Genomic DNA, 14,979 nt, shown 5'->3' with positions numbered 1-14,979 from the left:
GCGCATATTGGTGAGAATCGATTCGGAAAATATAGGGAATTTGTAAGAAATGAGGTAAACTGAAAAGTAGAATTGAACGGAGGAGGGACCGACGTGGCAGACTTAGACCAGACCAAATTTCAATCCTTGTTGCGCCATATGCCCCAAGGCTACGTCGAGTTTAAAGTGCTCTACGATGAGGCGGGGGAGCCCGTCGATTACGAGTTTCATGAAGTGAACGAAACGTTCGAGCGCATCATGAAAGCAAAGCGCGAACATTTTCTCGGTGGACGGATCACCGACAAGTTGAAAGATTTTGAATACAGCGAACGGGAATGGATCGTCCAAGTCGCGCGTGCTGTCAGTAGTGGCGAAGCCATCACGTTCGAACATTTCTCACGTCGCAACAAGGCCTGGTATGAACTGTCTGTCTTTAGCGAGCGTCCGGGTCATGTGTCGACGCTGTTCCACGACATCACACCGCACGTCCAAGAGAACAATGCGCTGAAACAACTCGTCAACGTGTCGCACCGCTTTGTGACGACCGGACGAGAATTGTTGATGAACCAACATTTCCTCGACCAGATTCGAGGGTTCACCGGTGCCAAGGCCGTGACGCTCAATTTAGTCGATGATGATGGACAGACGTACTCGACCGTGGCGCTCTCGGGCATTGATGAACTGCTCGAGCGCAGCCTCGATGTGCTAGGCTTCCATCCGGTTGGCCGCAAATGGCCGATGAGCCCGAAACGGTCCAAGTTACTCGAGGCACCGAGCCCAATCGTGTTCGACGACATTTTCCCGCTCGTCGACGGGGTGTTGCCGAAACGACTGATCAAAAATATTTTACGGATTTTTAACCTTGGCCAAGTCGTCTTGTTTAAAATCGAGAAAGATGGGGTTTTTTACGGGGATTTGACGATTGTCATGCAAGGAAATAAAGAGGCGAGCCGCCTTGGGCTCGTCGAATTGTATATCGTGCACATCCTCGAGCAGATGACGAAAGCGGGCCGGCAAATCGGGGATGCGAAAGAGTCGATGTTCGAAGGGTTCGCGACCGTCGACTTGGAGTGCATCATGTCCCTGACCAATCATGAGATTTTCCATTTGAACGTGGCGTGGGAGCGTGTGCTCGGGTTTCCGCTCGAAGAACTCGAGAACATGGACTTCACGAGCCTGATTCATCCCGATGACGTCGAGAAGACGAATGAAGCGTTCGCCTTGCTCGAAGAAGGGAAGGACATCTTCCGTTTCGTCAACCGATACCGGACGATCGATGGAGACTATCGATCAATCGAGTGGCATTCAAAAGTCCAAGGCAACTATATTTACGCCGTCGCCAAAGACGTGACGGAACGCGTCCAACTCGAGGAAGAACTCGCCGAGCGGGACCGATTGCTCACGAAGCTGTCCGATCAAGTGCCCGGTGCCATCTATCAGTTCGAGCGGCGCCCGGACGGCAGCTTCCACTTCCCATTCTTTAGCCGAGGATTCGAGGTGCTGACTGGTATTACGTTCGAGGAGATGAAACAAGACCCGGGTCTCGTGTTCTCAAAAATCCATCCCGAAGATTATCCGAACGTGATGGCGAGCATTGAGACGTCGTACGAGAACTTGACGATTTGGGATGCGGAGTTTCGTGTCCTGACGCCCGACGGCCGGACGACGTGGATTTTAGGATCGTCGCGTCCAGAGAAGCTTGATGAAGGGCATGTCCTTTGGCACGGCTATATCGGTGACGTGACCGAGAAGAAGAAATATGAGATGGAAATCGAGTATTTGAGTTATCACGACCAGTTGACCGGGGTGAAGAATCGCCGTTACTTCGATGAGGCGCTCATCACGTACGATGAGCCGGACTATTATCCGCTCGCCTTAATCGTCGTCGACGTCAACGGGTTGAAGCTGACGAACGACGCGTTCGGTCATCTCGTCGGGGATCGCTTGTTGATTGAGGCGACGATGACGCTCAAACGTGAGATTCGAGGGAAGGATACGGTCGCTCGAATCGGTGGGGATGAGTTTGTCATCATCATGCCGAATACGTCACTTGAAGAGGCGAACCGCTTGTCCGATCGCCTGAGCCAACTGTTCCTCGCCAAATCGATCGAAGGGCTGCCGATTTCGGCATCGTTCGGCGAAGCGGTGAAGGACGATGACGCGCTCTCCATCGCGGAAGTGTTTAATTTGGCCGAGGGCCGGATGTATCACCATAAAGTGTCGGAGAAACAAAGCCGACGCCATCATTCGATTCAGCTCATCATGCGAACGCTCTACGAGAAAATCCCGCGCGAAGAAGCACATTCGCAACGCGTCGCCGAGCTGTCGCGGCAACTCGGACAGGCGATGGGGTTCACGAGTGCTGATGTGAACGAACTCGTCACGGCGGCGACACTGCATGATATCGGCAAGGTCGCGATCAGCAATGAGATTTTAGACAAGCCGGGCACGTTGACCGAGTCCGAATGGCGTGAAATCAAACGTCATCCCGAAGTGAGCTACAACATCTTGAGCACGGTGCCGGAGTATGGGCCACTGTCCGAAATCGTGCTCGCCCACCATGAACGATGGGACGGGAATGGTTATCCGAAAGGGATCAGCGGAAAGCAGATCCCGCTCGCGTCACGCATCATCTCGATTGCGGACACGTTCGACGTCATGATGACGGGACGCCCGTATCGGAAAGCGAAGACGCTCGACGAAGCGCTCGCGGTCATCGCAGAAGAAGCGGGCCGGCAGTTCGACCCGGAACTCGTCGAGGTGTTTTTCAAGAAAGTCGTGCCGACGTTGCAACGTTAATCGACTCACATAAAAAGGAGAGCCCGCGATGGCTCTCCTTTTTATGTGAGCGGCCGTTTCTTCAACGCCCAGGCGCTGAGGAGAAAGACAGCGAGCGCCATCCCGAGCATGATGAGGACGGATTGGAGTGGGAAATGGTCCTCGTACATTTGGGTGATCCCGTAATTGAACCAGTACGTCGGCAAGAAGCGCCCAACGGCTTGGAGCGTCTCCGGAAGCCACGTCAGGCTGATGAAGGCGCCGCCGGTGATGGCCGCCGCCATCGTCACGGACGTCTGCCAGATGTTCGCCTTCTCCCGGTTCGTCGCGAGAATCGCGATGAGCGACCCGATGGCGAGACAGACGAACAAATAGACGATGAACAACAACGTGAGGACAGGCAGGTGCGTCAAGATGTCTTGTCGGTATAGCACGGCACTGAAGGCGAGCAGCATGAGCACGTAGAGCAGACCGACCGCACAGAACGATACGAACAACGAGCCGATGTAACGCCGCGGCGTTACAGGGGCGGCGAACAGGCGGGAATAGATTTTCTCGTCCCGGTCGTCGGCGACGAACAGCGGGATGAACTGAAGGAACGCCGACATCATGACGAACGACAAGAGGCCGAGGAACGCCTGCGTCCGCGCCGTCGTCGCCACGCTCTGTTGGAACGGCTCACTAGAGAGGGTATAGCCGTTTTCCGTCTCACGTTCGGCGAGTTCGGTGAACCGTTCCTCGTCAAACTCACTTGCGATCAATAGTTGCCGCTCACGGGACAAGTGTGAATTGAGCGCTTGTTCGATCAATGCGGCGTCACTCCCTTCGGTCGCACTGAACGACAATCGCGGTGTCTCGCCATCCAAGAGCGCCTCGCTGAATCCGTCCGGAATCACTAAGACGATGTCTTGTCCTTGTAGCAACGCCTCATCGGTCTCATCCGTCTCGAGCGGTGTCACCGCTCCGAACCGTCCCGCCTCTTCAATCACGCGACCGGCGAGTGTTCCGCCGTCGCGGTCAAGAATACCAATCGAGGCGTTCAAGGCAGACGTCGAACTGAGGAACGACAGGATGAGAGCGAACCCGAACACGGAGACGAACGTGAACACCCATAGCCCTTTTTTCCGGAGCATACGTTTGGCCACATGTCTAAATAGCACCACGGCGGTTCACCCCTTTCCATAACAACAGGGTGATCCCGGCAAAGACGAGCAGATGGATGGCGAGCCAACCGAGACTTTGCCAAAATACGGACGTGTCTCCACCGCGCAAGAGCACCTGAAGCATGCCTTCCCGCATGAAAATCGGCATGAAGACGTACTTAGCCCACGGCACGACGCTCAGCGTCACTTGGTCGAAACCAGGAACATAGCCGCCAGAGAGAATCATGATGATAGCGACGAACCCGTTGACGATCGCGTCTTTCGTCGCGCGCGAGAGACGAGGTAAGCTCGAGATGAAGAAACCGAACGCCGTACCGTATAAAGCGAGGGCGAGCCAAGAGACGAACAATAGACTGAAGTGAACGTAGTCGAGCGAGAAGCTGCGATAGACGAAGTGACTGAACCAAAACACGAGCACAAGTTGCAAAAAGATGAGCGTGTAACGGCTCAAACTGCGGGCCAGGCGATACTCGATCCGTTTGACCGGAGCGGCTTGGATCCGAAGATAGCTCCCCGTCATCGGCTGCTCCTCACTGAGCATGCCGGTAATGTAGAATGCACCGAACAGTGCCGTCAGGATGGAAATCGTGACGGTGAAATATTCGAGTGATGTCGGGGTCCGATCCGACAAGTCGATGCTCTCGCTGTCGATGAACGTCGTGGGCTCGAACGGGGCGGAAACACCTGCCTCAGCGAGCATAATCTGCTGATTGGCGACGTCCGTATATTGCCGGAGAATGGCCTCGATGACGTCAAATTCGATCGTCGACGGTTCCTCGTAAAGCAGACGGACGTCGGGACCGTCCAAATGGAGGATGACGTCGGCGTCGCCATCGTTCACGCCGGTTTCCGCAGCGGCGATACTATCGTATGGGACGAGATTGATGAATGCTTTGATGTCGTCGTCGGCGAGGAACGTCTCGAGCGGCACCCGGTGATCATCCGTCGACTGTTCGACGTAGGCGACGTCTGTGACCGGGAGCGAGAAGTTGCTATTGAAGATGGCCGACAGCATCGTCCCGAGCCCGAAGATAAGAATGATTGGGAAGATGAGCATCCAAAACAAGGTCGAGCGGTCCCGCAGTTGCTGTTTGACATCATATTTGATGAACGTCCATAGTTTCATCGTCATCACTCCCTAAGTGTCTTACCGGTCAGCGCCAGGAAGACGGTATTCAAGGACGGACGGTCGACCGTGATTGAGGTGAAGCGAACCCGCTCGTCATGGAGGACGTCGAGCAGCGGGGCGAGCGGGGTGTCTTTCTCGAGTGACACGTCGAGGAACGGTTCCTCGTAATCGACTTTCTTCACCCGCTCGAGTGATTCGAGTCGTTCCAAGAGGCCCGGAGTGAGGGCGTCGACTTTGATGCGGGCCGTATCGAGCGTCATGACTTGATCTTTCAGCTCATCTTGCGTGCCCTCGGCGATAATTCGTCCCTCATCGACGATGGCGACACGGTCGCAGAGCATCTCGACTTCCTCCATATAGTGGGACGTATAGATGATCGTCGCCCCGCGTCGATTCAACTCACGGATATTCTCGAGGATGGTGTTGCGTGACTGCGGGTCGATGGCGACGGTCGGTTCATCCATAAAGATAAGTTCTGGTTCATGCACGATGCCGCAGGCGATGTTGAGACGACGAAGGAGCCCCCCGGACAGTTCCGGCGGACGTTTCTTTTGGTGCGCGGTGAGTTCGACGAAGTCGAGGGCGGCCACGGTCTTTTGTTTGGCCTCGGCCGGTTTGAACCCGTACAGCTCGGCGAAAAATTGAATGTTCTCGAACACCGTCAGCTGGTCGTACACGGAGACATGCTGCGGGACGATACCGACGCGCCGTTTAATCATTTGCTCGTCTTTTGGCATCGAATGATCGAAAATACGGATGGTACCGCTGTCGGCAGGATATAAGTTCAGCATGACAGAAATGGCGGTCGTCTTTCCGGCCCCATTCGGTCCGAGCAAGCCGAACAGTTCACCGGCCTCGACGTGAAGTGAAAAGTCGTTCAAGGCAATTGTCTCACCGAACCGTTTCGTGACATGGTCGAGCGCGATGATAGACACGTGGACGCAACTCCTTTCAGATCAGGAACGTGAAAAAGCATACAATGTTTTGTTCCCGTTTGCAGGAACTTCCGAACCCAATGACGAATGAATTATAATAGTCGAATTATTCAGACAATTAATGGGAGTTGAAGTGAGGGATCGCGATGAAAGGGTGGCAGTTCAGCAAAGAAGAGTCGAGCGAGAAGTTTCCGGATGAGATGGCGTGGGCGTTGTTTTGTACCGTCGAGCCGAAGCGGATGGATACGACACTCCCGTTTTATTATGACGAGTCGGTGTTCCGTTTCTCGAACGGGACGGAGTCATTTTATTTTAAAATCTCCCCGAGCTATCACGAGTTCGAGGTGAACGTCAAGGACGCGTCGGGGGAGTTGCTGTACTATCAGTTGCTGCGAACGGTCGGGAAAGTCGAGGTGCTCGAGGATCGACGCGATCACGGCGAACTGTTGATCGTCATGAACGAGGACCGGAACCGCACGGTGACGACGATCGAGTTGACCGTCCGACCGCGTTTCCGGGTTCTTGTCAAAGAGCATTACGTTTGAATTTTCCTCAGAGTGGTACATGAATTAGACATGATACCACGAGGAGGAGATTCACATGAAAGACGGACTAAACAAAAAAGTTGATGGTTTAATCGATAAAGCGGCAGGTAAAGCGAAAGAAGCGGTCGGCAAAGCGACGGACAATCAATCGCTCAAGCGTGAAGGCCAGAAAGATCAAGTGAAGGGTACGGCCAAAGAGAAGACCGGCCAAGCCCAACAAAACCTCGAAAGCTTGAAAGACGAACGCCGCTAATACAAAACGGGAAGTCGCGACAACAGCGACTTCCCGTTTTTTCATTTGGTCAAAAAGACTTGGACGTGAATCGTCGAGCCTTGCGCGTTCTTGGCGAAACCGACACCGAGGTGCGTGAAGTTCCCGTTCAAGATGTTGGCGCGGTGGCCGCTCGAGTTCATCCAGGCGTTCACTGCTGCGCCTGGGTCGTTCGACCCCATATAGATGTTCTCACCCCAACCACGATAGCTGACATCGTAGGCATCGAGCGTGTCACCTGGGCTCCCGTTCTCACGGAGCTGATGCGAGAACTGGCCCGTCTGTGCCATCTCGTCGGCCCGGACTTGGGCGACACGGTTCGCTTCGCCCGACGCTGCGAGCGCCGATAAGCCAGCCGTCTGACGCTCTTCGTTCGTCTCGGCCAAGACACCGCTCGCCGGGGCTTTGAACGTGATGTGTTTCGCCAAAATATACCCCGTCTTCGTGCCGATGTTCACTTTATACCAACGCGTCGTGCCTGTGTAACGATACGAGATCGTCTCAAGCTTCATTCCTTGGCGAAGAAACACGACGTTCGACGAGGTCGTGAGCGGACGCGATTTTAAGTAGACGCTCGATGGGGCGACGTACGTCGCCTTCGTGAACGCGACTTCGGCTGTCGATAGCTTGATATAGGTGGCCGGAACGTAACCGTACCCCGTGCCCCATTGGATTTTGTACCATCGGGCCCCGTTCGTCGTAAATGACGTCCGGACCATCATCGTGCCGTCGCGAACAATTTTACCTACACTCGTCGCTGAGCTTGACGGTGTTTTTCGGACGTTGATTTGACTGATTCCCGTAACGGAACCTTTCGTGTTGACGGCCGTCTCACGATATGAGGCTTCGACCGTGGCCGGATTGACGGTGAGCGGGGGCGGCGGGGTAAATGTGAACGCGGTCGCGAGGGCGGCAGCGAGCAAGACTGAGGCAGATTTTTTCAAAATGGGAAGCTCCTTTTTCGATCATATAACCATATAATATATTGAATAGGGCGAGAATGGTTATTACCATTTGATTACAAAAAGAGGCAGACTCAAGTGAGCCTACCTGCTCCTTATTTATACAACAAATACTCTTTCCGAATCGGCAAGAACGCATCGCGCTCGGCATCGACTTTCGTCATGATCGCCTCGAGCGACTCCCCGGCGAGGATCATGTCTTTCACGTAGGCGTTCCCGGTCAGCTTCGTGATGAAGTCATTAGCGAGGAACTCGAACTCGTCTGGATACAGGTCGTGTGCCGTCTTGACCATGGCAATGCCGGTCTTGACCGCTTCGAACTTCGTCGGCTCTGTGACGTACACTTCGACGCCGTGCGACAGTTTGCCCGCGTTCTTCGAGAACGTTGGCGTGAACGAGGCAGCGCGGAACGTGACGCCCGGAAGTTCGAGCGCGTTCAACGTCTTGGCATAGTCATGCGCCTTCACGTACGGGGCGCCAATCAATTGGAACGGCTTCGTCGTGCCGCGTCCTTCCGACAGGTTCGTCCCTTCGAACAGACCGGTCGCCGGATAGACGTTGACCGTGTCCGTCGTCGGCATGTTCGGTGACGGCATGACGAACGGGAGTCCCGTATCCTCGTACAGCATCGAGCGCTTCCAACCCTTCATCTTGACGACTTCGAGGTCGGCTTGAATCTGATACTCCGAATTGAACAAGCGTGCGAGCTCACCGACGGTCATGCCATGCTTGAGCGGAATCGGATAGAGACCGATGAAGCTCGAATAGGCCGGGTCGAGTACAGGACCTTCGACGCGGAGGCCACCTTGCGGGTTCGGCCGGTCGAGGACGACGAACGGGATGTCATTCTCGGCTGCGGCTTCCATCGCATACGCCATCGTATAGATGTACGTATAGAAGCGCGTGCCGACGTCCTGAATGTCGAAGACGAGCACGTCGACGTCTTTAAGCATCTCGGCCGTCGGTTTTTTCGTCGCCCCATACAGACTATAGACGGGGAGTCCCGTCACTTCGTCGATATATGAACTGATTGTCGATCCGGCTTGCGCATCACCGCGGACACCGTGTTCTGGTCCGTACAGTGCCGTCAATTCGAAATCATCTGAGTTATGGAACAAGTCGACGATGCTCGTCATGTTAGCATCGATTCCGGTCGGATTCGTAATCAGTCCGACTCGTTTACCGGCCAAGATTTCAGGATTGGCCATCAACCGGTCGACCCCGAGCTCGACTTTCGGTTTCTTCGGCTCTGACTTGGCATCGGCATCGAGCAACATGACAGATGACGTGACGAGCGTGAGGGCGGCGAGGCCGCCAATCCATTTCTTCATAACTATTCCTCCTTTATGAATGTAAGCGCTTTACTACTTATTGGAAAGTGTACCATTCTGTATTTTTAATTCAATATAAAGTTAATAAAATAGGAAATTTTATTTCTGAATTTGATTCGTTGTACCTAAAAAGCCACCGGATTTTTCCGATGGAGGGACGATTATCGTACGGCAAGTGCTTTCCATCCCGTCGCGCCCATGACAGAGCTGACTTGGCTTTTCGGGATGACGAGGCGACCGCGGTACGGGTCGTTGATGTAGAGGTTATTCTTGTCATAGCCCGTCGCGAGCATGACATGATAATTGACGAAACCGGTGAATTTTTTGTTCGAAGCGGTGTACCAATTGAAGTGACCGTATGGCTGTTTGAAGTCGACGCTCGCCCAGACGATGACCGGGTTGCCGAGTGAGAGTTCGCGCTCAATTGAAGCTAATCCTTGGCCGGACAAGTCTTTCACAGGCCGGTATTTGCTCGAGAAGTTAATCATGCCTTTCGGATAAATCCCGTAGTTGCGATATTTGCTGAGCTTGCCTTTCGGATCGCCCGTGAACATAACGTTCGGGTCGACCCAGCGGTAGAGCCGATTCTCGTAGCGGGCGTTCCACATGCTTTTCGGCATCTCCCGATATAGCGTCTCGGCGCTGACGACGCGTCCTTTTTTCTCGAGCGCCATCTTGAGCGAGAAGAACTCGCAGCCGGACGGGTAGCCCATCTGGAACTGACGATAGAGCGGCACGCTCATCTTATAGGTGGAGAGCGGGTTGCTATAGGCGCCCCGGGCATCGAACGTGGCGTTGCCGATGCGTTTGTTCCTATACATGACGCCCGACAGATCGAAGAAATACCACTTGCCGTTGATGACTTGCCAATCTGTCTTCTTCGTCAAGGTCGGTGCAAAATATTCGTATTGTGTCGTATATTTCCAACCAGTCTCACGGACGCCGGTCGAGTGGAAGTAGTAATAGCGAGTCCCGACTTTGTGTTTTCCTTGCAGACGATAGCCGTAGACGGGATGGAACCCGTACACTTTGCCGTCAATCGTCTGCAGACCGTAGCGACGTTTTCCGTCCGTCCCGAAATAGTAATAGCGAGAGGCGACTTTTTGGACGCCGGCCAACCGATAGCCGTACGTCTCATGGAAACCGTAAACGGTCGTCCCAATCTTTTTCAGCCCGTGCTGGCGTACACCGCTTGTACCGAAGTAGTAGTGGCGCGTGCCGATTTGTTGCCAGCCGGTCGCGACCTGCCCGTCTTTCAAGAGCAAGTATTTCTTGCCGTTAATCGTGTACATGCCCGACCGGATCGTTCCGTTTTCGAATATGTAATGCTTCACGCCGTTGACGGTTTGCCAACCGCTCAACCGTTTCCCTTCAAGAGAGAACAAGTAGCGTTTCCCGTCCACGGTCAAAAAGCCGGTCGCCATGACGCCGTTCGATTTGAAGTAATAGAGACCATCCGTGAGTTGTTGCCAGCCTTTCAGCTGCTTCCCGTCGGCGGCGAACAAGTAGGTCGCCCCGTCAATCGAATAGCGCCCGGTGACGAGCACGCCGTCCGTTTCAAAATAATATGTAGCGCCATCGATCGCTTGCCAACCGACGGCCATCGTCCCATCTGCTGCAAAATAATAGGTCTTGTTGTCAATCACTTGCCAGCCGATCAGCACCGTGCCGTCTTCTGTCATATAGACCGTTCCCGTTGCGGTCGTTTGAAACCCGGCCGCGGCATGGACGTGGTCGTTACTGAGGATGATGCTCATACTGACGGCCAAACCGGCCACTACATGACTCCACTTCATAGGCGTTCCTCCACAATCGAATTGAAAAATTGGTATTATTTTGTAAATTAAGTATACATGAGAAAAGCCGCCTTGACTCGGCGGCTAAAGAACTATTTTGAGAAGTTGTTACATCAGGACGAACGGCTGATGAACAACAACCGTTTCGAGGCGACGAAGAGCGTCACGCCAATCAACAAGACGCTGCTGACAATCGGCCAAACGAGTAAACTCTCGCCCATGAGCACTTCGGCCGATAACGAGCCGAGTCGCCACGGCATCCAGTCCCACTCGAGCCACCCAATTAGGAGCGACATGATGAAGTGGAGGGCGAGCGTGATGACGAGGGCGACGAGGCCGCTCTCGAGCAACGCCGCGAACAAGAAGAAAATCGATAGCTGGACGACGAAATGGAGCATGAGCAGCCCGGTCGCGATCAAGAAATCGGTGACGTCGAACGAATCGAACAAGACGATTGTATAGTAGGCGGCGCTCAATTGGGCGAGGCCGATGGCGACGACGGCGAGTAGCGAATAATGTCCCCATTTGCTGAGCACGATGCGCGTGCCTGGAATCTTGAGCGACTTGAGCCAGGCGAGCGTGCCGAGCGACCGTTCGTGACTGAACGTATGCATGGCGGATAACAGCACGACGAGCAGGCCGATTTGTCGCAACTGTTCGCTCGCCGACATGAGCACTTCTTCTGGTGACGGGGTCGGAATTTCGATGACCGCCCCGTCCGGCAAGTTGCCGCCCGAGGCCAAGATGTCCGGGAGGAAATAAAGCGTGAGCGGTTGCATCGCCGCAAGCAACATCAAGGCGATTGGTACCCAGATGAGTCGCTTATTGCGCCATGACTCTTTCCACTCTTGTTTGAAGATGGCCAGTTTCATCAGGCGTTCACCTCCAAAAAGAGTGACTCGAGCGATGGATGCCCGACATGGAGCGATTGGAGTCTTAGACCGCGCTCCAGCAGCAGCTGCAGTAGCGCCCGTTCCGTCACGTCTTTCGCGTCCGTCTCAAGTTCCCATGTCGTCCCGGAGCGGGTGACGTGGCTGACACCCGGGAGCGTTCGCCACTCATCCTCCGTCACGACGTCATTGAACAGACGGACTTGAATCGAGGACTTCGAGCCGAGTAAATCGGTCACAGTCCCTTCCATGAGCAGCCGTCCTTGCCGGAGCAGGAGTACCCAGTCGCTCGCTTCCTCGGCATCGGGGAGCACGTGCGTCGAATAGAGAATCATCCGCTCTCGTTTCAAATCGCTTAAGAGGTCGAGTACTTCCCGGCGGCCGCGCGGGTCGAGCGCCGAGACGGGTTCATCGAGCAGTAACAGCTCCGGGTCATGCACGAGCGCCTGGGCGATGCCGAGCCGTTGCCGCATGCCGCCGGACAAGTGTGCCGCCGGTCGATTGACAGGCTCGAGTCCGACCCGTTTCAACAAATGGACCGGGTCGACATTCGTGACGCCGGTCAACTCGGCCGCATAGCGAATCGTCTCGACCGGTGTGAGCGATGGATAGAGCGCCGGTCGCTGTGGCAGATAGCCGATACGGATGGCGTCATGCCCGACGATCTGTCCGGACGTCGGTGTCGTCACGCGGGCAATCATATTGAGCAGTGTCGTCTTGCCGGCCCCGTTCTCACCGAGGAGAGAGGTACAGCCAGGGCGGAGCGAGAAGCTGACGTCGTCGAGCGCGGTGAACGTGCCGAATCGTTTCGTCAGTTGAGTGACGTTCATCGCTTCGTCCGTCCCCATAGGAAGTAGACGATCGGCCCGAGAATGTTGATGAATAGGATGACGAGGAGCCATACCCATTTCGGTCCATTCGTTTCTTGCCGTTTGAGCAAATCAATCAAGGCGACGACGAGCAAGATGAGCTGCAGGACGAGCAACGGCAAAAGGATGAGCAATAAATTTGAGTCATTGGTAATGTCCAATTATGTTCCTCCTTCATAAATGAGTTCACTACTCCATTCCACATATAGGACCTATTTCCTGTATAGAACAGAAAAAAGCCCTTTCTCCGTAAAGAAAGGGTGATGATCATTTGACGATGATGACCGGGGCGAGGGCGCGCTTGGCGAGCTTATGGCTGACGCTGCCGAGCACGAACTCTTGGAACGTGTTCAGTCCGCGTGAACCGACCACGACATACTCGTATGGTTGATGGTTCGCATATTTGACGAGTTCGACGTCCGGCTCCCCACGAAGTTCGATATATTCATACTCAAGCCCGGCTGCAACGATTTGATCGAAGAGCGGTTGCAACATCTGTTGGCGCTTCGTTTCAAGATCGATGTTACCGGTCGAGTTGAGTGCGGCTTCTTTCGATTCCTTGGCGCTGACGACATGGACGATGTCAATCGAGGCGTCTGATGCGATGGCGAGCTGAATCGCTTTCTCAAGTGCTCGCTTAGAGTGGGCAGATCCGTCTGCCGCTAAAAATACCTTTCCCATTAAAACGTCCTCCTCTTTCACACAATCTACTTTTAGTATATGCGAAATGGTAGAGCCATGGATAGAAAAAAGGGAGTGAACGTAGATGTTCACTCCCAGGGAGACCGAATCAATGTCCGGCGTTGGCTTCTTGTTGCTTCACGTGCAGCGCGAGCGTATTGAGCAGTTTCTCTGATTCTTTGTTTAAGTTAAACAGTTCCGGCTCAATCCCGACCTCACGGTACTTGAAGACGACTTTATCGATGGCGCCGATGGCCGAGTCGTCCCAGAGGTGCGTATTCGTAAAGTCAATCGTGACGTGTTTGACCCCGGCTTCGGCGTCCTCGGTCACATCGAACTGGTTGACGAACTCGGACGTCGAGGCGAAGAAGAGCTGACCGTTCACCATATAACGGGCACGGTCTCCGTCCACGCTACGGTCGAGCTCGACTTTCGAGATTTTCGCGGCGAAGAGAATGGCTGCCGTCAAAATCCCGGCGAACACACCGAGTGACAAGTCGTGCGTAACGACCGTGACGAGCACGGTGACGAGCATGACGACCGTATCCGATTTTTGAGCGGTGCGCATCGCTTTGAGCGAACCCCAGTCAAACGTCGCATACGAGACGAAGAGCATGACACCGACGAGGGCGCCGACCGGGATAAGCATCAACACGTCGCTCATCGTCATGATCATGATGAACAAGGCGAGCCCAGCGACGAACGTTGAGAGACGGCCGCGGGCACCGGACGAGACGTTGATGACCGATTGACCGATCATGGCGCAACCTGGCATCCCGCCGAAGAGACCGGCGATGATGTTGGCGATACCTTGTCCTTTTGATTCCCGATTCTTGTTTGAATCTGTTCCGGTCATATCGTCGACGATTTGTGCCGTCAACAGCGACTCGATCAATCCGACGAAGGCGAGGGAGATCGAGTAGGGGAGGATGATCATCAACGTCTCAAACGTCAACGGGACGTTCGGGAATAAAAATTCCGGGAGCGTTGCTGAAATCGTACCCATGTCGCTAATGTTTTTCGTCTCGAGCCCGAGCGTGACCGCCAGAATCGTCATGACGACGATGGCGACGAGCGGTGCCGGGATGACTTTGTTGATGCGTGGGAACAAGAAGATGATGGCGAGCGATCCAATGACGAGCGCCCAGATAATCCAGCTCTCACCTTCAAAGTTCGTCAACTGTGCCTGGAAAATCAAAATCGCGAGCGCGTTGACGAAGCCGACCATGACGGCGCGCGGGATGAACTTCATCAAGCGGGCGATGCCGAAATAGCCGAGCGCAATTTGAATGATTCCGGCGAGAATCCCCGCGGCGAGTAAATATTGTAACCCGTAGTCGGCGACGAGCGAGACGATGACGAGCGCCATCGCCCCGGTCGCAGCCGAAATCATGGCCGGACGACCACCGGCAATCGAGATGACCATCGCGATGATGAACGACGCATAGAGTCCAACCATCGGATCGACGCCAGCGATGAGCGAGAAGGCAATCGCCTCAGGGATGAGGGCGAGCGCGACGACGAAGCCTGCTAGGACGTCGGCCCGGACGTTGCCGAGCCAATCTTGTTTAATCGTATTCAATTTTTCCAAAAGAACACACCTCTCTATATATTTTTTGACTTTGATCTCCGAGTCTCACGAAGATCAAA

At 54.4% G+C, this 14,979-nt stretch carries 14 protein-coding genes; 3 read left to right on the top strand and 11 right to left on the bottom strand.

All coding sequences use genetic code 11. The features are described from left to right. The first annotated feature begins 93 nt into the window (after window positions 1-93). Entirely contained in the window at window positions 94-2,778 is a 2,685-nt protein-coding gene (locus KNP81_RS02525) for an HD domain-containing phosphohydrolase (RefSeq protein ID WP_353048068.1), read from the top strand. Between the two features lie 41 nt (window positions 2,779-2,819). Here the strand turns inward: KNP81_RS02525 and KNP81_RS02520 are convergent, their stop codons facing one another. From KNP81_RS02520 to KNP81_RS02510, 3 genes are read right to left on the bottom strand one after another with little or no spacing between them, the layout of a single operon-like run. Further along, a complete protein-coding gene (locus KNP81_RS02520; RefSeq protein ID WP_214718079.1) occupies window positions 2,820-3,920 on the bottom strand; it encodes an ABC transporter permease in 1,101 nt (366 codons plus the stop codon). Further along, the gene (locus KNP81_RS02515) at window positions 3,907-5,046 is read right to left on the bottom strand and encodes an ABC transporter permease (RefSeq protein WP_251130231.1); all 1,140 of its coding nucleotides are present in this window, start codon (window positions 5,044-5,046) and stop codon (window positions 3,907-3,909) included. Before KNP81_RS02515 ends, KNP81_RS02520 begins: the two co-directional genes overlap by 14 nt. A gap of 5 nt (window positions 5,047-5,051) precedes the next feature. Further along, window positions 5,052-5,984: an ABC transporter ATP-binding protein gene (locus KNP81_RS02510; protein WP_214718074.1), complete on the bottom strand. Its 933-nt coding sequence runs from the start codon at window positions 5,982-5,984 to the stop codon at window positions 5,052-5,054. Between the two features lie 146 nt (window positions 5,985-6,130). Between KNP81_RS02510 and KNP81_RS02505 the strand changes: the two genes are divergently transcribed. Both KNP81_RS02505 and KNP81_RS02500 read left to right on the top strand, forming a co-directional pair. Further along, window positions 6,131-6,529, top strand: a complete 399-nt coding sequence (locus KNP81_RS02505) for a hypothetical protein (protein WP_214718073.1) — start codon at window positions 6,131-6,133, stop codon at window positions 6,527-6,529. 55 nt (window positions 6,530-6,584) lie between these two features. Then, window positions 6,585-6,782 (top strand): CsbD family protein, encoded by a 198-nt coding sequence (locus KNP81_RS02500; RefSeq protein ID WP_021066447.1) that lies wholly within the window; start codon window positions 6,585-6,587, stop codon window positions 6,780-6,782. A 41-nt stretch (window positions 6,783-6,823) separates the two neighbouring features. On the opposite strand, the gene KNP81_RS02495 is transcribed toward KNP81_RS02500, so the two are convergent. The 8 genes from KNP81_RS02495 to KNP81_RS02460 form a co-directional block, all read right to left on the bottom strand. Further along, window positions 6,824-7,744, bottom strand: coding sequence for a CAP domain-containing protein (locus tag KNP81_RS02495; protein ID WP_214718071.1), 921 nt, complete (start codon window positions 7,742-7,744; stop codon window positions 6,824-6,826). A gap of 113 nt (window positions 7,745-7,857) precedes the next feature. Next, on the bottom strand, window positions 7,858-9,039 hold the full coding sequence (locus KNP81_RS02490) for an exo-beta-N-acetylmuramidase NamZ family protein (RefSeq protein WP_251130255.1): 1,182 nt from the start codon (window positions 9,037-9,039) through the stop codon (window positions 7,858-7,860). Window positions 9,040-9,254: 215 nt separating this feature from the next. Beyond that, entirely contained in the window at window positions 9,255-10,889 is a 1,635-nt protein-coding gene (locus KNP81_RS02485) for a C39 family peptidase (RefSeq protein ID WP_214718067.1), read from the bottom strand. A gap of 113 nt (window positions 10,890-11,002) precedes the next feature. After that, complete coding sequence (locus KNP81_RS02480; RefSeq protein ID WP_214718065.1) at window positions 11,003-11,761, bottom strand: ABC transporter permease; 759 nt, start codon at window positions 11,759-11,761, stop codon at window positions 11,003-11,005. Then, on the bottom strand, window positions 11,761-12,609 hold the full coding sequence (locus KNP81_RS02475; RefSeq protein WP_214718064.1) for an ABC transporter ATP-binding protein: 849 nt from the start codon (window positions 12,607-12,609) through the stop codon (window positions 11,761-11,763). The genes KNP81_RS02480 and KNP81_RS02475 overlap by 1 nt, the downstream gene beginning before the upstream one ends. Then, on the bottom strand, window positions 12,606-12,809 hold the full coding sequence (locus KNP81_RS02470; RefSeq protein ID WP_021066453.1) for a PLD nuclease N-terminal domain-containing protein: 204 nt from the start codon (window positions 12,807-12,809) through the stop codon (window positions 12,606-12,608). Before KNP81_RS02470 ends, KNP81_RS02475 begins: the two co-directional genes overlap by 4 nt. A 106-nt stretch (window positions 12,810-12,915) precedes the next feature. Continuing rightward, a complete protein-coding gene (locus tag KNP81_RS02465; protein WP_214718062.1) occupies window positions 12,916-13,329 on the bottom strand; it encodes a universal stress protein in 414 nt (137 codons plus the stop codon). A gap of 109 nt (window positions 13,330-13,438) precedes the next feature. Further along, a complete protein-coding gene (locus tag KNP81_RS02460) occupies window positions 13,439-14,920 on the bottom strand; it encodes a SulP family inorganic anion transporter (RefSeq protein WP_214718060.1) in 1,482 nt (493 codons plus the stop codon). Window positions 14,921-14,979: the final 59 nt, after the last annotated feature.

The sequence above is a fragment of the Exiguobacterium sp. s149 genome (genome assembly GCF_018618395.1).
GTDB lineage: Bacteria > Bacillota > Bacilli > Exiguobacteriales > Exiguobacteriaceae > Exiguobacterium > Exiguobacterium chiriqhucha.
Note: the sequence above shows the minus strand (reverse complement) of the source record. Positions and strands in the feature narration are given on the sequence as shown.